18 protein-coding genes are annotated in these 18677 nt (G+C 72.2%); 7 read left to right on the forward strand and 11 right to left on the reverse strand.

Annotated elements, in window-relative coordinates:
- The first annotated feature begins 12 nt into the window (after positions 1-12).
- The gene (locus QRX60_RS32515) at positions 13-780 is read left to right on the forward strand and encodes an MHYT domain-containing protein (protein WP_285995251.1); all 768 of its coding nucleotides are present in this window, start codon (positions 13-15) and stop codon (positions 778-780) included.
- On the opposite strand, the gene QRX60_RS32520 is transcribed toward QRX60_RS32515, so the two are convergent.
- From QRX60_RS32520 to QRX60_RS32560, 9 genes are all read right to left on the reverse strand, one after another.
- On the reverse strand, positions 770-1156 hold the full coding sequence (locus tag QRX60_RS32520) for an ester cyclase (protein ID WP_285995252.1): 387 nt from the start codon (positions 1154-1156) through the stop codon (positions 770-772). The two genes, QRX60_RS32515 and QRX60_RS32520, sit on opposite strands and share 11 nt — an antisense overlap.
- Positions 1157-1223: 67 nt before the next feature.
- Positions 1224-3611 carry a DUF7617 domain-containing protein gene (locus QRX60_RS32525; protein ID WP_285995253.1) on the reverse strand — a complete coding sequence of 796 codons (2388 nt, stop codon included), beginning with the start codon at positions 3609-3611 and terminating at the stop codon, positions 1224-1226.
- 273 nt (positions 3612-3884) lie between these two features.
- A complete protein-coding gene (locus tag QRX60_RS32530) occupies positions 3885-4793 on the reverse strand; it encodes an aminoglycoside phosphotransferase family protein (RefSeq protein WP_285995254.1) in 909 nt (302 codons plus the stop codon).
- 2 nt (positions 4794-4795) lie between these two features.
- Positions 4796-5494, reverse strand: a complete 699-nt coding sequence (locus QRX60_RS32535; protein WP_285995255.1) for a GntR family transcriptional regulator — start codon at positions 5492-5494, stop codon at positions 4796-4798.
- A 95-nt stretch (positions 5495-5589) separates the two neighbouring features.
- Entirely contained in the window at positions 5590-7113 is a 1524-nt protein-coding gene (locus QRX60_RS32540) for a beta-N-acetylhexosaminidase (protein WP_285995256.1), read from the reverse strand.
- Positions 7113-7931 carry a carbohydrate ABC transporter permease gene (locus QRX60_RS32545; protein WP_285995257.1) on the reverse strand — a complete coding sequence of 273 codons (819 nt, stop codon included), beginning with the start codon at positions 7929-7931 and terminating at the stop codon, positions 7113-7115. The genes QRX60_RS32540 and QRX60_RS32545 overlap by 1 nt, the downstream gene beginning before the upstream one ends.
- The gene (locus QRX60_RS32550; RefSeq protein WP_285995258.1) at positions 7928-8866 is read right to left on the reverse strand and encodes a carbohydrate ABC transporter permease; all 939 of its coding nucleotides are present in this window, start codon (positions 8864-8866) and stop codon (positions 7928-7930) included. Before QRX60_RS32550 ends, QRX60_RS32545 begins: the two co-directional genes overlap by 4 nt.
- Positions 8867-9042: 176 nt before the next feature.
- Positions 9043-10320, reverse strand: coding sequence for an extracellular solute-binding protein (locus QRX60_RS32555; protein ID WP_285995259.1), 1278 nt, complete (start codon positions 10318-10320; stop codon positions 9043-9045).
- Positions 10321-10559: 239 nt separating this feature from the next.
- Positions 10560-11735 carry a carbohydrate-binding protein gene (locus tag QRX60_RS32560; protein WP_285995260.1) on the reverse strand — a complete coding sequence of 392 codons (1176 nt, stop codon included), beginning with the start codon at positions 11733-11735 and terminating at the stop codon, positions 10560-10562.
- Positions 11736-11957: 222 nt separating this feature from the next.
- Between QRX60_RS32560 and QRX60_RS32565 the strand changes: the two genes are divergently transcribed.
- Genes QRX60_RS32565 through QRX60_RS32575 form a run of 3 tightly spaced genes read left to right on the forward strand, consistent with a single transcriptional unit; the run spans position 11958 to position 14396 of the window.
- Positions 11958-12329 (forward strand): YciI family protein, encoded by a 372-nt coding sequence (locus QRX60_RS32565; protein WP_285995261.1) that lies wholly within the window; start codon positions 11958-11960, stop codon positions 12327-12329.
- Positions 12322-13554, forward strand: coding sequence for an RNA polymerase sigma factor (locus QRX60_RS32570; protein ID WP_285995262.1), 1233 nt, complete (start codon positions 12322-12324; stop codon positions 13552-13554). The genes QRX60_RS32565 and QRX60_RS32570 overlap by 8 nt, the downstream gene beginning before the upstream one ends.
- Positions 13554-14396 carry a carboxymuconolactone decarboxylase family protein gene (locus tag QRX60_RS32575; protein ID WP_285995263.1) on the forward strand — a complete coding sequence of 281 codons (843 nt, stop codon included), beginning with the start codon at positions 13554-13556 and terminating at the stop codon, positions 14394-14396. The genes QRX60_RS32570 and QRX60_RS32575 overlap by 1 nt, the downstream gene beginning before the upstream one ends.
- Before the next feature lie 4 nt (positions 14397-14400).
- On the opposite strand, the gene QRX60_RS32580 is transcribed toward QRX60_RS32575, so the two are convergent.
- Together QRX60_RS32580 and QRX60_RS32585 are read right to left on the reverse strand one after the other, a co-directional pair.
- Positions 14401-14775, reverse strand: coding sequence for a VOC family protein (locus tag QRX60_RS32580; RefSeq protein ID WP_285995264.1), 375 nt, complete (start codon positions 14773-14775; stop codon positions 14401-14403).
- On the reverse strand, positions 14772-15500 hold the full coding sequence (locus QRX60_RS32585; protein WP_285995265.1) for an arsenate reductase/protein-tyrosine-phosphatase family protein: 729 nt from the start codon (positions 15498-15500) through the stop codon (positions 14772-14774). Before QRX60_RS32585 ends, QRX60_RS32580 begins: the two co-directional genes overlap by 4 nt.
- Positions 15501-15576: 76 nt before the next feature.
- Here QRX60_RS32585 and QRX60_RS32590 point away from each other — a divergent pair, with 76 nt between their 5' ends.
- The 3 genes from QRX60_RS32590 to QRX60_RS32600 all read left to right on the forward strand — a co-directional run bounded on the left by QRX60_RS32590 (position 15577) and on the right by QRX60_RS32600 (position 18660).
- A complete protein-coding gene (locus tag QRX60_RS32590) occupies positions 15577-16392 on the forward strand; it encodes an FAS1-like dehydratase domain-containing protein (RefSeq protein WP_285995266.1) in 816 nt (271 codons plus the stop codon).
- Positions 16393-16729: 337 nt separating this feature from the next.
- On the forward strand, positions 16730-17755 hold the full coding sequence (locus tag QRX60_RS32595) for an amidohydrolase family protein (protein ID WP_285995267.1): 1026 nt from the start codon (positions 16730-16732) through the stop codon (positions 17753-17755).
- Positions 17752-18660 (forward strand): amidohydrolase family protein, encoded by a 909-nt coding sequence (locus tag QRX60_RS32600; RefSeq protein ID WP_285995268.1) that lies wholly within the window; start codon positions 17752-17754, stop codon positions 18658-18660. The genes QRX60_RS32595 and QRX60_RS32600 overlap by 4 nt, the downstream gene beginning before the upstream one ends.
- Positions 18661-18677 lie beyond the last annotated feature (17 nt).

The following is an 18677-nucleotide window of genomic DNA, read 5'->3' on the forward strand; positions in this document are numbered from 1 at the left end:
AAGGGACTCACCATGGAACACTTCGCCCTCGGGCACTGGCTGCTCGTGCTCGCCTACCTGACCTCGGTGGTCGGCTGCGCGCTCGGGCTGGCGTGCGCGGTCCAGGCCCGCCACGCGGCGAGTCCCCGCCACCGCATGCGGTGGCTGGTGCTGGCCGCGATCTCGATCGGCGGCGTCGGCATCTGGCTGATGCACTTCGTGGCCATGCTCGGGTTCAGCACGCCCGGGATGCCGGTCCGCTACGACGTCTTCCGCACGGTGCTCTCGGCGATCCTCTCGGTGTCGTCGGTGTTCGCCGGTCTCGTGGTGGTGGGCGGCCGCGCGAAGTTCGGCTGGTGGCGGCTCGCGCTCGGCGGGGTCATCACGGGCCTGGCGGTGAACCTCATGCACTACACGGGAATGTCGGCCCTGCGCGTGAAGGGCGACTTCGGGTACGAGGGCGGCCTGGTCGCGCTGTCGGTGGTGATCGCGGTGGTCGCGGCGACGGCGGCGTTGTGGTTCGCGGTGTTCCTCGACCGGCTGTCGCTGCGGCTGCTGGCGGGCTTCGTGATGGGCGCGGCGGTGACGGGCATGCACTACACGGGCATGGCGGCGATCCGGATGAACATGAACATGAACGCCCCGGACCCGGCGGGGGTGGAGGTGTTCTCGTTCCTGTTCCCGGTGTTCGTCCTGGCGGCGATCGCGATGGCGGTCCCGCTGTGCGCGGTGCTGATGGCGCCGCCGATCAAGCCCGAAGCGCCTGCCGCGGTCCCGGCGGAAAAGGCCGTCACGGTGTGAGCTGTTCGCGGATGGCGTCGGTGTCGACGAGGGACCAGATCTCGGCGATCCTGCCGTCTTCGTAGCGGTAGAAGACGTGCTCGACGAAGGAGAGGGCCCGGCCGGCGGTCGGCAGCCCGCGGAAGTCTTCGGCGGGCGTGCAGTCGAACCGGATGCGGCAGGCGACCTGGTCGTCCTGGACGACGAGTCTTTCGATCACGTAGGTGAGATCGGGGATCTCGGTGGCGTCGCGTTTCAGGAGGGCTTGGAAGTCCGCCATGCTCAGGGTCCGGGCGTTGTGGACGACCGGGTCGTGCGCGAAGTCCGGCAGGTCGTCGAAACGCCGCTCGTTCAGGCAGGTCAGGTAAGCGCGGTATCGCTCTGCGAGATCGGCCACGACACTCCTCGGATCGAACGGGAACAGCCCGCGGGGGAACTTCCCCGCGGGCCGTCACCTCAATCCCCTACAGGATGCACAGCAGCGAACAGGCCTTCGCCGAGGACCACCCCGTGTGCGACGGCGGAGTCCCCGGGGGAACGTTCGCCGGCACGTAACTCACCTTCGCCTGGTTGGTGATCGGGAACAGGCTCAGCAACGCGTAGGTCGAGCAGTACACCTGCTTCGACTGCGCCGCCGCCAGCGTGAACGGACCCGTCCGGCAGGACGGCTCCACGCTGTCCACCACGTGCGCGGACGCGATGCCCACCGGACCCTCGTTGGTTACCGTGATCCGCCAGTACGCCGTCGCGTTCAGCAGGCCCAGCAGGCCCACCCCCGCCTGCTTCGCCCACGGCCCGGCGCCACCCGGACCGCACTTCGAAGCCGACGCGGACGTGCAGATCTCCTTCTCCACCTTGACGTTCGGCGTGCACGACGCGCCCGGCGCCACCGGGAGCGTCACCGTGTTGGACGTGAACGAACCCGTCGAGTCCGTCCCGGTCGCCGTGTTCGCCACGCTCGAGACAGCGCAGTCCGCCGCGATCGTCGTGCGGAAGCACAGCTGTGGCGCGTCGCCCGCGTAGTCGACCACCAGGCGGCCGCTGAAGCCGGTTCCGTTGTGCAGCACCAGGGTCGTCGTCACCGTGATCGACGGGTGCGCCGCCACCGGCACCCCGGTCAGGTCCACCGAGCCGTCCGGGGCGAAGCCCGGAGTCGGCACCGGGACGCCATCCTGGTCCACCACCGTCACCCGCGACGCCGCGAAGTCGACGTTCGCCGGGTCGACGCCCGTCAGCCGGGCCGCCGTGTAGCCCTGGACGTGGTTGCCGCCGTCACAGTAGAAATCGCCCGGCCGCAGCGTCACCTGGCCGCCCGAGCGGACGCACGGGGTGGCCCCGGTCGCCGGGTCCATCGAGAACAGCACGCCCGCGTCGCCCAGGCCGATCAGGCAGCCCGACGGCGGGTCGTAGGTGTACCCGTAGTCCCGCGTGGCCCCGCCGTTCGCCGACGGGTGCGTGATCGGGCCCGGCAGGCCCGCGCACGCCGACGCCGTCGTCCAGTCGTGGCACAGCGTCGCGCCGACGTACGGCCCGCCCCAGATCGGCACGTAGCTGCGCACGTGGCCGTTCGGATCGGTGACGACCTCGGGGTTGAAGAAGATCACCCCCGCGGGCAGCGCCGTGATCGGCGGTGCGGGCAGCACCGACCCGTCGAGCGCGTAGCACGTCGTGACGGTCGTGGTGACGCTCGTCGACGAGCACGCGCCCACCGGGGTGCCGGCCGTGCTGAACGCGGTGTACGCGTTGTAGGTGTAGTTGCCGGCCGGTCCGGTGGGCCGCGGCGCAGCCCAGCCGGCGCACGCCGTGGCCGTCGCCGGGTCGAAGCAGCCCAGGGTCGGCTGCTGCGCGGTGCCCGGGCTCGACGTCGACGCGAACACCTTGCCCGCCACCAGGGTCAGCGCGCCGTAGACGTACGGCTGGTTGGCGGCCGGCACGACCGGCGCGTACGGCTGGCCGCCGCAGGCGCTCCGGGAGGCGATGGTCCAGCAGACCACCGCGCCGCTGCTGACGACGCCGTAGAGGTTGCCGCCGCTCTCCACGAGCCCGGTGAGGCTGTTCACCGGCGGCGACCCGCCGGTGGCGGCCAGCGGCCAGTACCCGCAGTTGGCGGCGGCGGCCAGGTCGAGGCAGCCGACGCCGACCGACGCGGCCGTGACGGCGGGGTAGTAGACCTTCGCGGGCGCCGCGGGGTCGCGGACGTACTGCTGCACCATGGTGGTGGCGATGTCCCCGGCCCCCAGGGTGCCGAGCGGGCCCGGCGCGGTGTTGAGCACCTTCGGCCACGGGCCGCCCGGGCAGCGCTGCCCGGTGGCGAGGTCGGTGCACACGACCTTCGGCGACGTCGCGCCGAGGTGGTGGTAGATGTTCCAGGCCTGCAGGATGCCGCCCGGAGTGCGGTAGAGGATCGGCGAGAAGCCGTCGCCGCCGGTCGCGGTCGTCACCGCCTGCACGGGCGGGGTGAGCGCGCCGGACAACGACGTCGCGTCGGGTCCGGCGTCCGGGTTCGTCGCGCGCGCGGCGGTCACCCCGGACGCGGGTTCGGTGCCGGTGAAGGTGCTGCCGTCGGTCGACCACGACGGCGTCCACCCGGGCGGCGCGTGCAGCGAACCGGACTGGAAGGCCTGGCCCGCGCCGACGGCGTCGGTGATGGTGGCGGCGCCGGGGCCGGTGGCCTGGTCGTCGTAGCCGATGACCCAGTTCGCGGTGGACCCGTGGTCGGCGGGGGAACCGGTGCCCTGCACGGACTTCGTCAGCGCCGAGACGGCGGCGGGGTCGGCGGCCGCGGGCGGCGCGGCGGCGCCGGCCGCGACGAGCACCAGGGGCAGCACGGCCCCCAGCATGCGTCTTCGCATGAATGGTCCTCGATTCTCTCGCAACGGTTGGTCCCAGAAACGGTTTCCTGGCCGAAAGAAAATCCTATGCGCCGCGGGGAGTGTGGTGAAGCGCTCTCACCCGGGCGCCAGAAAGGCGAAACCAACAGCGCAGTTCGTTACCGGTGTGAAATATCGCGGACCTGCTGGGGCGAAAAGGTTTCCGGCGGGTGGTCACTCGGATGCCGCTACGCCGTCACTCTTTCGGGTAACGAGTGGAGACTAAGAAATATGGTTTCCGGTGGGCGCGAAGAATTATTCACCGGATAGATATTCGGCGAAGATCCCATCGAGGACGCGACGCGCGGCGGAGGCTTCCTCGTCGGCCCGGGCGCAGGTGACGAGCGTTTTCCACAGTGCCCAGCCGCGTCCGCGTACCCAGCTCGCCTCGTCCACGGACAGGCGTTCGCGGAACGCCTGCCGGCCTTCGGCGGTCAGCAGTGTCCAGGCGATGGCGAGGTCGCAGGACGGGTCGCCGACCCCGCAGGTCCCGAAGTCGATGACCGCCGCCAGCTCCCCGTCGTCGAGCAGGAGGTTGCCCGGGGCGATGTCGCCGTGGAACCAGACGTCCACGCCGTCCCAGGACGCGTTCAGCGAGGTTTCCCAGATTTCGCGGGCCAAGTCGGTGTCGAGGGTGCCGTCCAGTGCGGTGAGCGCGCGCCGAGCCTGGCCGTCGTAGGTGCGCAGGGTCGCGCCCCGGAACCAGTTGTGCTTCCCCGGCCGGGGACCACCGGCCGGGTCGATGCTGCGCAAAGCGGCCAGGAACCCGGCCAGATCGCGGGCGAACCGGACGGGCTCGGCGATCCGGTCCGCGCGAGCCGGCGAACCGTCGAGCCACGCGTAGACCGACCACGGGAACGGATAGCCCGCACCCGGACGCCCTTGCGCCAGCGGCACAGGGACGGGCAGCGGCAGCCGGGGTGCGAGCGCCGGGAGCCACCGTTGCTCCTTCTCGACGGCCAGGGCGTACTCGGCCGCGCTGGGCAACCGCGCCACCATTCCGTCGCCGAGGTGGAAGGTGCAGTTGTCCCAGCCGCTCGCGGACACGGGCCGGACCGGGAGGCCGGCCCACCGCGGGAACTGGTCGCCGACCAGCCGACGCACCTGGTCGGTGTCCACGGAGACCCGCCGGGGCGGCGGACCGAGGTCGGGTGTGCCGCTCAAGGTCAGCCCGATTCGGCGTCGAAGCGGAGTTTCGACGTGATGCGGTAGCGGTCACCGCGGTAGACCGAACGCGTCAGCTCGACCACCTGACCCGTCGTGTCGCGGGTCAGCCGCTCGATGTGCAGGATCGGCGCGTACACCGCGATTTCGAGCAGTTCGGCCTGCTCCGGATTCGTCACCGCCGGCTCGATCGTCTGCACCGCGTCCTGCACCACGATCCCGAACCGCTCGCGCAGCAGCCGGTAGAAGTTGCCCGATTCCAGCTCCGCGGGGGAAAGCCCCGGGACCAGGGACGCGGGCAGCGCCAGCCGCTCGATCGCGATCGGCTCGTCGTCGACGTGCCGGACCCGCGTCACGCGCAGCACCGGCGTCCCCGCCTCCCGTTCCAGGTCGGCCGCCAGGGACCGCGGGGCGGGGGACACCGCGAACGCGACCACCCGGCTCGTCCAGTGGCCCTCCGCGGGCGGCACCGCGAGCCCGGTCGCCAGTTCCTGGGTCACCTTCTGCGGGCTCGTGAACGTCCCCCGCCCGCGCTGGCGCACCAGCAGCCCGGTGCGGGTCAGCTCGTCGATGGCCGCCCGGACGGTCGGGCGGGACACGCCCAGCTCCGCGGCCAGATCGCGTTCGGAAGCCAGCCCGGTGCCGGGGCCGGCGTTCTCGATCACCTTGAGCAGGTGCCGCCGGACGCGGTCGCGCTTCACGGTGGGCGGGCGGTCCGCCGGCTCGTCACCTTCTTTTCGGGGGCTCCGGGTGGCGGAGCCCCCGGCCTGGGGCGAAGCCCCGGATGGCACAGCGGTCAAGGCACCGTCTTCCCGGATACTCCGAGCGCGCCGGCGAACCGGACGCGCTCCTTCGGCAGGGCGTCCAGGGCGCGCAGCCGCTCGAGGTGACCGGCCAGGCGCTCCTGGAAATCAGCATAACGGCGCTCCGGTGGTGACCACGCGCGCTCGGCCAGCGCGCACAGCCGCGGGAACGCCAGGTGGCGCACGTGGTCGGGCGTCGGGGCGTGCTCGGTCCACAGCTGGGCCTGCGTGCCCAGCACCCCGGGCCGGGTCCCGTCGCTGACCGGGAGCCCGCCTTCCAGCGGGTCGAAGCGGTAGACGTCCCGGAGCGTCGTTACGTCGATCCGTGGCGGTTCGCCGGGTTCTTCGCTCTGCCGGTAGTCGAAGTACGTCGACGTGTGCGGTGCCATCACGACCTGGTGGCCGCGGGCCACCGCGAGGGCGCCGTGCGCGGCGTCGCGCCAGGCCGTGACGACCAGCTCCGGCGGCAGCCGGCCCGCGGCGTGGCCGGTCTCGTCCCAGCACACCGCCTGCCGGCCGAGGCCTTCGACCACGCGGTGCAGCTCACCCAGGAACCACGGGTGGAGTTCGGCGGTGTCGCGCAACCCGAGCCGCGCCGCCTTTTCCCGGGCGAACGGGCTCGACGCCCACTGCGTCGTCGGGCACTCGTCGCCGCCGATGTGCAGGTGCCGCGCCGGGAAGACGTCGGCCACCTGCGTGAGCACCTCCCGGCAGAAGGCGAACGCGCCGTCGTGCACGCCGAGGATGTCCGGGCTGATGCCCCACCCCGTCCACACCGGCAGCGGCACGTCCGGCCGGTTGCCCAGCTCGGGGTAGGCGGCCAGCGCCGCGCGCACGTGCCCGGGCAGGTCGATCTCCGGCACGATCCGCACGCCGCGATCGGCCGCGAAGGCGACGAGCTCACGCAGCTCGCGCTGGGTGTAGAAGCCGCCGTGGGGGACGCCGTCGTGGACGCCGCTGCCGGCCGCCCCGACCATCGACTCGGTGCGCCACGCGCCGATCTCGGTCAGCCGGGGCCGGCCGTCGATCTCGATCCGCCAGCCCTGGTCGTCGGTCAGGTGCAGGTGCAGGACGTTGTACTTGTGCAGCGCCAGCAGGTCGACGAACTCGCGGAGGAACTCCAGCGGCATGAAGTGCCGGGCGACGTCGAGCAGCACGCCGCGCCAGGGCAGCCGGGGCGCGTCGCGGACGTGCAGGCACGGCAGCCGCGGCGGCCCGTGCAGCGGCACCAGCTGGCGGACGGTCTGCACGCCGTTGCGCAGGCCTGCTTCGGTGGACGCCGTGAGGAGCGCGTCCGTCGGCGTGACGTCGAGTTCGTAGCCCTCCGGCCCGTGGTGCGCGTCCGGCACGAGGTCGAGGCGGATCGCCGGGCCGTGGTCGATCGACGGCCGGGGCAGGTACCCGGCCAGCAGGCGGGCCGCGCGCTCGGCACCGCGGCCGGCCCGCACGCGCAGGCCGCCGGCGGGCGCGAAGGTACCGGCGCGGCGCGTCAGCCGCGCGGGGTGGGGGATGGTCATCAGCCCTTCACCGCGCCCGCGGTCATGCCTTCGACCAGGTGGCGCTGCACGAGCGCGAAGAAGACGACGACGGGCAGCGCGAACAGCGTCGACGCGGCGATCAGGCCGCCGTAGTCGGTGCCGGTGCTGGTGCTGAACGACACCAGCCACACCGGCAGCGTGTAGCCGGAGCTGTCCTTCATGATCACGTAGGCGAACAGGAAGTCGTTCCACGCCGTGATGAACGCGAACACGCTGGTCGCGATCAGCCCGGGCAGCACCAGCGGCAGCAGGACCGAACGCATGACCCGCCCGCGCGTCGCGCCGTCGACCATCGCCGCCTCCTCCAGTTCGACCGGGATGCCGTGCAGGAAGCCGCGCAGCGTCCAGATCGTGAACGGCAGCACGAGCGCCACGTACGTCAGGATCAGCCCGAACAGCGTGTCGAGCAGGTGCGCGCTCTTCAGGCCGAGGAACAGCGGGATGACCAGGGCGGGCACCGGCACCATCTGCAGCACCAGCACGCCGATGAGGAAGCTGCGGCGCCCGAAGAACCGGAAGCGCGTCAACGCCGTCGCGGCCAGGAAGGCGACCACGATGGACAGGGCCACGACCGCGACGACCACCACGGCGCTGTTGACGAGGTCCGGCACGAAGCCCGGTTTGGCGAGCGCGTCGGCGAAGTTGTCCAGGGTGACGTCCACCGGTAAGAACTGCGGTGTGGGTTGCAGGATCTTGCCCGCCGGCTTGAACGCCGTCAGCACCATCCAGTAGACCGGGAAGATCCACACCAGGCAGAAGAACGCGGCTGCGACATTGCGGCCGGCCCGCCGCATCACAGGTCCTCCCCGGAGCGGACGAGACGGCGCACGTACACGGCCGTCATGCCGACGAGCAGCGCGACCGAGACGACGGCGATCGCGGCGCCCTGGCCGAAGTTGTTGCCGCTGAAGGCTCTCGTGAACGTCCAGATGCCCAGCGTCGTCGTGCCGTCGTTCGGGCCGCCCTGGGTGAGGATCCAGATCTGGTTGAACACGGTGAAGTCCCAGATCACCGACAGGATGGTGACCAGGCCGAGGATCGGCTGCAGGAACGGGACGGTGATGGTGCGGTGCACCCGCCACGGCCCGGCGCCGTCGAGCGCGGCGGCTTCGTAGTAGGACCGCGGGATCTGCGACAGGCCCGCGTAGAGCGTGAGCGCGACGAACGGCACGGACTGCCACACGACCAGCAGCCAGACCAGCGTGAACGCCGACGCGGGCGACGTCGTCCAGTCGTGCTGGGTCAGGTCGCCGAAGCCGACCTGGGTGAGGAGCCAGTTGACCACGCCGTACCCGGGCTGGAAGAGCCACTGCCAGACCAGAGTGGACGCTACGTTCGGCAGCGCCCAAGCGGCGATCAGGCAGAGCGTGACGGTCGTGCGCATGCCCCGGCCGAGGCGTTGCAGCAACAGCGCGACGCCGAACCCGATGACCAGGGTGCCGAGGACCAGCGCCGCGCAGAACCCGACGCTGCGCGCGAGGACCGGGAGGAGCTGGTCGTCGCCGAGGACGGCGGCGTAGTTGTCCCAGCCCGCGAAGCTCGTCGTGCCGGTGAACAGCGACCGCAGGCCGTACCGCTGCGTCGAGATGACGACGAGCCGGACCAGGGGATACCCCAGGACGAGCCCGAGCAGCACGGCCGCGGGCAGCAGCAGGCCGTAGGGCAGCAGCGACCGGCGCCGGCGCGGCGTGGCCGGTCTCGGCGGGGCTTCGGGCGGCGCTTTCACCAGCACTGTGCCGTTCGTTGCCAAACCGACCACAGTCACGGCCGGATGGCTTTCGTGGCAATGGCACGTACCGCTCGAGGGCCGGCCTACTTTTGGTCGGATCAGCAACAGGAGGACTCCTTCGCGGAAGAGGGGCGGGGCGGCCCGGTTGGGGACGGCAGTCGGCCGGGCCACCCCGCCGGTCAGCGGGCGCCCAGCGCCTCGGTCAGGTGAGCGTCGAAGTCCTTGGCGGCGTCGGCGATCGGCCGGCGTCCGGTGGCGATGTCGGCGAAGAAGGTGTTGATCGACTTGTCACTCTCGATGGTCGCCCAGCCCGGGGCGGCCGGGGTGGCGACGCTGGTCTTGGCCGCGGTGGCGAAGGCGGTGTTGAGCGGCGGCAGGGTGGGCGTGATCTCGTCGATCAGCTCGGTCGAGATGGGCGTCCAGCCGTCGATGCCGACGATCGCGTCGCGCTGCACGGCGGGGCTCGTCGCGGCCTTGAGGTAGGCCAGGGCGAGGTCCTGGTGGTGGCTCTTGGCCGCGACGGCGAGGTCCGACCCGCCGAGGAACACCGGCTGCGTCTTCCCGGGCGTGGCGCTGGGGAACGGGAAGGTGCCGAGGCGGTCCTTCAGCTCCGGCTTGTTCTTGACGACGGTGTTGACGCTCGTGTCGAGGATCGCGCCGGCGCCACCCGCGGAGAAGATCGCGGCCTGGTCGGGCGCCTTGGTGTCGACGTTGCGGGACGCGGCGGAGGAGTAGGTGTTCTGGAAGTCCTTCCAGGCCTGCAGTCCCTTCTGCGCCTCGGGGCTTTCCAGGGCGCCGGTCCACTTGCCGTCCTTCTGCGTGGCGAGCTGCCCGCCGGCGTCCCAGACGAACTGCAGCGCGCCGTACCAGTACCTGCCGGGGAAGTGGAAGGCGGAGTAGTCCGCGGCGGGGTGTTTCGCCTTGATCTTGTCGAGGTCGGCGGTGAGCTCGGTGAACGTCTTCGGCGGCGCGGTGATCCCGGCGTCGGCCCAGACCTGCTTGTCGTAGATGACCGCCCGGTTGCCCGCGAACAGGGGTGCGCCGTAGACGTTTCCGTCCACTGTGGCCGGTCCGGCGAGGCCGGGCAGCCAGGTGTGCCCACCGGCGAGCTCGTCCCGGTGCGGGGTGAGGTCGGTGAGCGCGCCGTTGGCGGCGAACAGCGGGACGTCGGTGTTGCCGATCTCGATGACGTCGGGGGTGGTGTCCTGGGCCAGTGCGGTGCTGATCTTGGTGTTGATGTTGTCCCACTCCTGGATCTGCACCGTGACCTTCGCGCCGGTGGCCTTTTCGAAGGCGGCGTTGATCGCCGCGGTGGCCTTGTCGCTGAGGTCGCCGTTCATCAGCCAGACGGTCAGCTGCCCACCCTGGGCGGCGGGGGCAGGGGTGTCGGTACCGCAGGCGGCACTGGCGGTCACGGCGGCGACGGCCAGTGCGGCGGCGAAGGTGCGTCTGCGCACGGGAAACTCCTGGAATGGCGGCGGGGGAGTCGTGGGGTGGGCGGCGAGCGCCCCAATGTGGCGTTGGTTGCGTGGGACGCACCCAATGTGGCGTTCGGTGCGTCAGGCGCACCGAACGCCACATTGGGGCGCTGGGGTGCAGTGGGGGAGGGTGACCGCGGCCCGGGCTGGTCCCTGGAACCCGGGCCGCGGCCAGGCCGGCGTCGGCCGCGGTGCCGGTGGCGGCTACGGCGTGGGTGTCAGCAGTGGCCGAGGTCGGCCCACTGGGCGGTGAGCCCCGGCTCGGAGCCCTGCGTCCACCAGTTCGCCTGCCAGAGGTGCGCGTTGTGCTTCACCCGCTGGCCGGCGAGGTACACCGTGCCCCAGTCCCACTCCGCCGCCGTCGAGCAGTTGGCGGGCTGCGAGGGCGTGGTGGGCGTGGTGGGAGTCGTCGGCGTGGTCGGAGTGGTGGTGGCCGGCGGCGGGCTCGTCGGCGTCGTGCAGCCGTTCACGGTGTCCACATGGGACGTCCCGGCCGTCCGGTACGAACCCGCGCGAGCCACCGCGTCCGAAGGCGACACGACCTGGTTGCCCGCGTAGTACGTCCAGTCGACCTGCTCGGTGTACACGCTGTTCCCGCTCGTGTGTCCCGCCGTGTCGATGAACCACATGTTGTAGTTGATCGACATCGGCGTCCGCGGGGTCACCGGGTCGCCTTGCGCGTCGGTCGTGTGGTCCGCGGTGAGCACCCCGTCGATGTAGTACTTCACGTGCCCGCCCGACACCTGCGTCACGATGTCGTGCCAGCCGGCGAAGCTGCGGTTCTGCGCGGTGGACGTGCGCAGCCCGTCCCACGTCGGGTTGTTCCAGTACGTGTACCAGCTGGTCTGGTAGTCGGCCGTCGGGCCGCCCCAGCCGCCGTTGGGCAGGTACTCCGAGAAGTCCAGCTCGCTGTAGAGCGGGTCACGGTCGTACCGCAGCGGCGAGATCGTGAAGTACGTTTCGTTGACGTGGTCGCCGTCGGTGCCGCTGTCCGGCGCGTCGGTGAAGCGGACCCGGCTCGCGTACGTGCCTTCGAAGAACCGCAACTGGTTCTGGTACATCTCGGAGTGCGTCGTGCCGGCGGAGCTCCCGTCGGTACTGGCGGCGAGCTGGGCGACGCGCTCGCCGTTCACCGTCGGGAAGCTGACGTTGCTCGTGAGCCAGCGCGCGCCGGCCACGCCGGGACTGCCGACGTCGTTGCGGGTGGTCCAGCCGGCGCCGCCGAACGCGGAGTCGGTGGGGGAGGCGTAGTGGAAGTCGTCGAACAGCACGCCGCAGTCGGCCGCCGCGGCCGCCGGGCTGGCGTCGGCCCCACCGGAAAGGATCAGGGCCGTCGCCGCCACGGTCGCGACGCTCGTCAGTGCTGCTGTGGTGGTCCGGATTCTGCGGGACATGGGTCTCCTCCTGAGGATGGCCGTCCGCCGGAGCTCCCTGATTGGTCTAGACGAATCAGGTGGCGAGGACTTTCCTCCTGACCATTGGTCATGTCAAGACCGCCACAGAACTTACCTTTGGTAATTTCCGGCGCGCGATCGCGGCGAGTCCGGGCCGGTCTGTCGAGTTACCGTCGTCCCGTTCGTCATCCTCTTCGACCGACGCCGGACAAAGGAGCGCCCATGCTCTACATGCTGTTGATCTACAACTGCGAGCGGCCCGAGCCGGGCGACGCCGGGTTCGAGGAGGCGCTGGCCGCCGTCAACGCCTTCGCCGACGAGTGCCGGCGCCGCGGCGTGTACGTCTCCGGGCACCCGCTGCAGGGCGAGCACACCGCCACCACGGTGACGGTGCAGGAGGGCCGGACGCTCATCACCGACGGGCCCTTCACCGAGACCCACGAGCACCTCGGCGGGGTGTACGTGTTCGACTGCCGCGACCTCGACGAGGCCTTGGAGCTGGCCGCGCTGTGCCCGATGGCCGCCCAGGGCTCGATCGAGGTCCGCCCGGTCGCCGGCGTGCCCGGGCTGGACGACCGGGCCGCCCGTGGGTGATCGCGCGGCCGGCGCGGTCGAGCGCGTCTACCGCGAGGACCGCGCCCGGCTGCTCGCCGCGCTCGTCCGGGTGCTCGGCGACTTCGAGCTGGCCGAGGACGCCCTGCAGGACGCGGTCGCCCGGGCACTGCGGGCGTGGGGCCCGGGCGTCCCGGACGACCCCGCGGCCTGGCTGCTGACCGCGGCGCGCAACAGCGCCGTCGACCGGATCCGCCGCGACCGCGTCGGGCAGGCCAAGCTCGCCCGGCTCGCGGCCGGCGAGAGTGGGGTGACGACGTCGATGCCGCCGGACGACCGGCTCGCCGAGGTCGGCGACGACCGGCTGAGCCTGCTCTTCACGTGCTGCCACCCCGCCCTGGCCGAAGACGCCCGGGTGGCGCTGACGCTGCAGGCGGTGGCCGGCCTGACCGCCGCCCAGATCGCGCGGCTGTTCCTGGTCGCCGAGCCCGCGCTGGCGCAGCGGCTGGTGCGGGCGAAGCGCAAGATCCGCGACGCGGGCATCTCGCTGAGCGTCCCGCCCGGCCACCTGCTGCCCGACCGCCTCTCCGGCGTCCTCGCGGTGATCTACCTCGTCTTCACCCGCGGCTACACGTCGCCGTCGGGCCGGGACGAGCCGGCCGAGCTGCGGCGCGAGGCGATCCGGCTGGCGAAGCTGCTGGCCGCGCTGATGCCGGACGAGCCGGAGGCGCTCGGCCTGGTCGCCCTGCTCCTGCTGCAGGACGCACGCTCGGCCGCCCGGTACACCGACGGCGGCGACGTCGTCCTGCTCGAGGACCAGGACCGCACCCGCTGGGACCAGGCGGAGATCGCGGAAGCCCTCGGCGTGCTCGGCCGGGCGCTGCGCCACGGGACGGTCGGGCAGTACCAGCTGCAGGCGGCGATCGCGGCGCAGCACGCCCAGGCCCGCACGGGCGCCGACACCGACTGGGGGCGGATCGCCGCTCTCTACGCGCAGCTGCGGACGCTCACGCCGTCGCCCGTGGTCGCGCTCAACCACGCCGTGGCCGTCGCGATGGCCGACGGGCCCGAGAGCGGGCTCGCCCTGGCCGAGGCGATCGACGGGCTCGAGCGCTACCACCTCTGGCACGCCGCCCGCGCGGACCTGCTGCGCCGCCTCGGCCGCCGCGGCGACGCCGTCGCGGCGTACCGGCGGGCGCGCGACCTCGCCGAGGCCCCGGCCGACCACCGCTTCCTCACCACCCGCTTGCGCGAACTGGAGTCCTGATGCGACTGTCTGTCCTGGACCACGGCCACCGGCGCCGGGCCCGGCTCTTCATGGCCGTCACCGGAAAACTGTCCGGCGTCACCAGCCCGGACATCGTCAAGCTGCTGCTGTACCGGCCGGGCTTCCTGACCCGGCCGCTGCTGGAGCTGACCGCGCCCGCGATGCGCGGCGAGTCCTACTGGACCGCCGCCGAACGCGAGTACCTCGCGATGAGCACGGCCCGGGTGCACGAGTGCCCGTTCTGCGTCGTCACGCACGCCGAGCTGACGCGGATCGCCGGCCACGGTGAGATCGACCCCGATCACCCGGCGGGCGCCCGGCCGGAACTGCTGGCCGTGCAACGGTTCCTCGAGGACGTCTCCCGCAACGCCGACCTCGATCCGGCGCCGGTCCGCGTCCTGCCGGAACACGCGGTGCTGGAAGCGCTGGACGTCAACCTGGTGTGGAACATCGTCAACCGGCTCGCCAACGCGTTCGGGTTCGAGCTGCGTGACGGGCAGCTGAAGACGGGTACCAAGGCGCTGCACCGCGCCGGCTACCGGTTCCCCGGTTTCCTGCTCGCCGACAGCCCCGGCGACCTGCGGGAGAGCGTCTTCGAGCAGCCGGCGCGGACGAGCCCCGAGCTGCGGCGGGCGGCCGGGACGGGTGCCGGGCCGGCGGAGCCGTGGCGGGACTACGCCGCGCTGGTCCGCGACGCGTCCCACCGCATCACCGACGGCGACGTCCGGCGCCTGCTCGCGGCGGGCCACACCGAGGACGAGGTCTTCGAGGTCACGGTGGCGGCCGCGGTCGGCGCCGCGCTGCGCAGCTTCGACGCCGGCCGGGAGGCGCTGAAGGCGTGAGTTCTCAGTGGGCGGACTCGAACAGCTCGACCAGGTTGCCCGCGGGATCGGCCAGCAGGATCTGGCGCCCGCCGGGGCCGGCGACCACGTCGCCGCGGAACGCGAGGCCGGCGTCGGCCAGCCGGGCGATCTCGGCGTCCAGGTCGGCGACGACGAGGTGGATGCGGTTGCGCCCGGGAGCCGCGGCGTCCGCGGGGGTGGCGCGGGCGCCGGAGCTGGCCGGCCCGGAGAGCAGGAGCCGCAGCGGGCCGCGGACGACGTCGGCGAAGGCGGGCGCCGCACTCATGCGCACCGTGAAGCCGAGGTGGGTGGTGTAGAAGTCGAGGGCCGCCGGGACGTCGTCGACGACGTACCGGACGCTGGCGTACTGGTCGGTCACGACCGGGCCTCCTTGTCTTGAGCCGCAACGAGATCCGGCAGCAGGTGCCGGACGCGGGTGTCGATCTCCGCCGCCGTGCGCCGGAACGCGCCCTGGCCCGAAGGCTCGGCGACGCTCCAGTGGCGGCGGCGCGGGTGGTGCGGGAACTCGGGGCAGGCCTCGCGGGCCTTGTCGCACAAGGTGATCACGTGGTCGAACCGGCGGCCGGCGACGGCGTCGACGGAACGTGGCCGCTGCCCGGCGACGTCGATGCCGAACCCTTCGCGCAGCACTCGCAGCGCGTCGGGGTCCAGCGCGGACTTCGGGCGGGTGCCGGCGCTGGCCACCGCGACCCGGCCACCGCTGCGCCGGTGCAGCAGCGCTTCGGCGATGGGGGAGCGGGCGCTGTTGCCGGTGCAGACGAACAGCACGGCGATCCGCCCGGACGGCGCCGGCGCGGGACCGGGGCGCACCGCCGGGTGCAGGGCCGCGCCGGTCTCGGCCAGCGCGGCGGAGCAGCGGTCGAGGTCCAGGTGGTAGTAGCTGTCGCGGCCGTCGAAGCTGCTGCGGGTGGCGGTGACCAGCCCGCCGTCGCGCAGCAGCCGCAGGTGGTAGGAGACGAGGTTCTGCGGCCGGCCGACGCGCTCGGTCAGCTCGCGCACCCGCAGGTCGTCGCCGGCCAGGGTCGTCAACAGCGCCCACCGCAGCGGGTGGGCGGCCAGCCGGACGAACGCGGGTGGCGCCATCACCGTAAAATACATCAAACAGGTTTGATGGACCAGAGGTGGCACGATCGCGGCAGCCCGCCGGACGGAGGAAGCCATGGCGACGTTCGAAGTCACCGAACCGATCCTGCCGGGGCCCGCGCAGGCCCTCGCGTCCCTGCTCGGCGTCCCGGCGCCGGACGGCGCCCTGCCCCTGCTGTGGCATTGGGTCTACCTGCTCGACCGCCCCGCCCAGGCCGACCTCGGCCCGGACGGCCACCCGGTCCGCAACACGGTCCTGGCCCCGCCGGGCCCGGGCCGGCGGCGCATGTGGGCCGGCGGCCGGGTCCGCACACCCGGCGAGCTGCGCCGCGGCGAGCCCGCCACCCGCCGGTCGGAAGTCCTTGCGGTGCGGGAGAAGCAGGGGCAGTCCGGGCCGTTGACGTTCGTCACGGTGGCCCACCGGATCACCCAGGCGGGCCGCCTCGTCGTCGACGAGGAACAGGACATCGTCTACCGCGCGGGCCCGCCCGCCGACGCGCGCCCCGACGACGGCCCCGAGGTCCCGCCGGAGCCGGGGGAGTGGTCCATCGAGGTGACCCCGACGCTGCTGTTCCGCTTTTCCGCGTTGACGTACAACGCCCACCGCATCCACTACGACCGGGACTACTGCCGCGAGGTGGAGGGGTATCCGGGGTTGCTCACCCACGGGCCGCTGCAGGCGATCGCGATGGCGGAAGCCGCTCGCGCCCGGGGTGCCGCCGGCCCTCTCGAGTTCGAATACCGGCTCGTGTCGCCGTTGTTCGACTTCCAGGGGCTGATCGCCCGGGCGGAAGCCGGGGCCGAGATGGTCACCACGGTGCGGGACCGATCCGGACGGCGGACGGCGACGGGGACCGTGCGGGGGATCGGGCCGGACCGGCCGACGCGGTAACCGGAACGCACTGGCGGCCGGCTCTCGGCCCGCGGGCGCCATCCGAGCCGCAGTGAGCTCCCGGTCAGCGCCCTGCAAGGGGCCGCGATGACCCGTGGCGGAGTCCCGGGGCGGCCGAGCAGTGGCCGGGCCGGGCGTTGCCCACCTGCCGGGCGGTGAGCCGGTCCCGCAGCCCCGCGTACGGCTTCATCGCCGCCGGTCGTGGCCGGGCTTCCGGATCGTCACGTGCCGTTCGCAGCCCTCACCGCTCCGTCACAACCTCGTCGTACATATTGTCAACAATTTCATCGACGATTAGTGTGCGAGTATCAAGCATGCGGAGCGACGAGGAATCACCTTGATCATCGACTGCCACGGCCACTACACGACCGCCCCGCCCGCCCTCGCGGCGTGGCGCGACCAGCAGATCGCCGCGCTGGACGATCCCGGCGCCGCGCCGACCCGCGCCGACCTGCGCATCAGTGACGACGAGCTGCGCGAGACGATCGAGCCGAACCAGCTGCGCCTCATGGACGAGCGCGGCATCGACCTCACGATCTTCTCGCCCCGGGCGTCGTTCATGGCCCACCACGTCGGCGGCTTCGAGACCTCGGCCGAGTGGGCGGCGATCTGCAACGAGCTCTGCCACCGCGTCAGCACGCTCTACCCGGAGCGGTTCGCGCCGGCCGCGATGCTCCCGCAGTCCCCGGGCGTCGACCCCGCGACCTGCATCCCGGAGCTGACCCGCTGCGTCGAGGAGTACGGCGCCGTCGCGCTGAACCTCAACCCCGACCCCAGCGGCGGCCACTGGACGGCCCCGCCGCTCACCGACCGCTCGTGGTACCCGATCTACGAGAAGATGGTCGAGTACGACATCCCGGCGATGGTGCACGTCAGCACGAGCGTCAACCCCGCCTTCCACACCACCGGCGCGCACTACCTCAACGCCGACACGACCGCGTTCATGCAGCTCGTGCAGGGCGACCTGTTCGCCGACTTCCCGACGCTGCGGCTGGTCATCCCGCACGGCGGCGGCGCGGTGCCCTACCACTGGGGCCGGTTCCGCGGCCTCGCGATGGCGCTGGGCAAGCCGGAGCTGGAGGAGCACGTGCTGAACAACGTCTTCTTCGACACCTGCGTCTACCACCAGCCGGGCTCGGACCTGCTCTTCGACGTCATCCCGGCCCGCAACATCCTGTTCGCCTCGGAGATGATCGGCGCCGTCCGCAGCGTCGACCCGCGGACCGGCCACCACTTCGACGACACGCGCCGGTACGCCGAAGCCGCGAAACTGTCCGAAGAGGACTGGACCGCGATCCGGGAGCACAACGCCCGCACCGTCTACCCGCGCCTGGACGCCCTCCTGAAGGGGCAGGGCCGATGACCAAGACGCCCGGCTGGCTGGACTGGTACGCGCATCCGTCCACACCGGACTTCGAGTTGCCGCACGGGACCGTCGACGCCCACTGTCACGTCTTCGGCCCGCAGAAGGAGTTCCCGTTCGCGCCGGAGCGCAAGTACACGCCCTGCGACGCGAGCAAGGACCAGCTGTTCGCCCTGCGCGACCACCTCGGCGTCGCGCGGAACGTCGTCGTGCAGGCCACCTGCCACGGCGCGGACAACTCGGCCATGGTCGACGCCGTCCGGTCAGCGGGCGGCCGGGCGCGCGGGATCGCGACCGTCCGGCCCGACGTCACCGAGACCGAACTCCGCGAACTCGACGCGGCGGGCGTGCGCGGCGTCCGGTTCAACTTCGTGAAACGGCTCGTCGACGCCTCGCCCAAAGAGGACCTGAGCACGATCGCGAAGAAGATCGCCCCGCTGGGCTGGCACGTCGTCCTCTACTTCGAGGCCGCCGACCTGCCCGAGCTGGAGGACTTCTTCGGCGGGCTGCCCGCGCCGCTCGTGATCGACCACATGGGACGCCCCGACGTCGCGAAGCCGGTCGACGGGCCGGAGTTCGCGAGGTTCCTGGAGTTCGTGGACCGCAACGACGTGTGGGTCAAGGTGAGCTGCCCCGAGCGCCTCACCGTGACCGGCCCGCCGGCGCTCGACGGCGAACGGCACGCCTACACCGACGTCGTCCCGTTCGCCCGGCGCGTCGTGACGGAGTTCCCGGACCGGGTGCTCTGGGGCACCGACTGGCCGCACCCGAACCTCAAGGACCACATGCCCGACGACGGCCTCCTGGTGGACTACGTCCCGCAGATCGCCGAAACCGCCGAGCTGCAACGGAAGCTGCTCGTCGACAACCCGATGCGCCTCTACTGGCCCGGCGAAACCGCCTGAACCCCCGAAGGGCATGC

Origin of the sequence: Amycolatopsis mongoliensis (genome assembly GCF_030285665.1) — a bacterium.
GTDB lineage: Bacteria > Actinomycetota > Actinomycetes > Mycobacteriales > Pseudonocardiaceae > Amycolatopsis > Amycolatopsis mongoliensis.

Excerpts from the sequence above, each read along its gene's own strand:
- QRX60_RS32515 (WP_285995251.1), top strand. The coding sequence starts at position 13 with ATGGAACACTTCGCCCTCGGGCACTGGCTGCTCGTGCTCGCCTACCTG.
- QRX60_RS32525 (WP_285995253.1), bottom strand. The coding sequence starts at position 3,611 with ATGCGAAGACGCATGCTGGGGGCCGTGCTGCCCCTGGTGCTCGTCGCG.
- QRX60_RS32540 (WP_285995256.1), bottom strand. The coding sequence starts at position 7,113 with ATGACCATCCCCCACCCCGCGCGGCTGACGCGCCGCGCCGGTACCTTC.
- QRX60_RS32560 (WP_285995260.1), bottom strand. The coding sequence starts at position 11,735 with ATGTCCCGCAGAATCCGGACCACCACAGCAGCACTGACGAGCGTCGCG.
- QRX60_RS32565 (WP_285995261.1), top strand. The coding sequence starts at position 11,958 with ATGCTCTACATGCTGTTGATCTACAACTGCGAGCGGCCCGAGCCGGGC.
- QRX60_RS32575 (WP_285995263.1), top strand. The coding sequence starts at position 13,554 with ATGCGACTGTCTGTCCTGGACCACGGCCACCGGCGCCGGGCCCGGCTC.
- QRX60_RS32585 (WP_285995265.1), bottom strand. The coding sequence starts at position 15,500 with ATGGCGCCACCCGCGTTCGTCCGGCTGGCCGCCCACCCGCTGCGGTGG.
- QRX60_RS32590 (WP_285995266.1), top strand. The coding sequence starts at position 15,577 with ATGGCGACGTTCGAAGTCACCGAACCGATCCTGCCGGGGCCCGCGCAG.
- QRX60_RS32600 (WP_285995268.1), top strand. The coding sequence starts at position 17,752 with ATGACCAAGACGCCCGGCTGGCTGGACTGGTACGCGCATCCGTCCACA.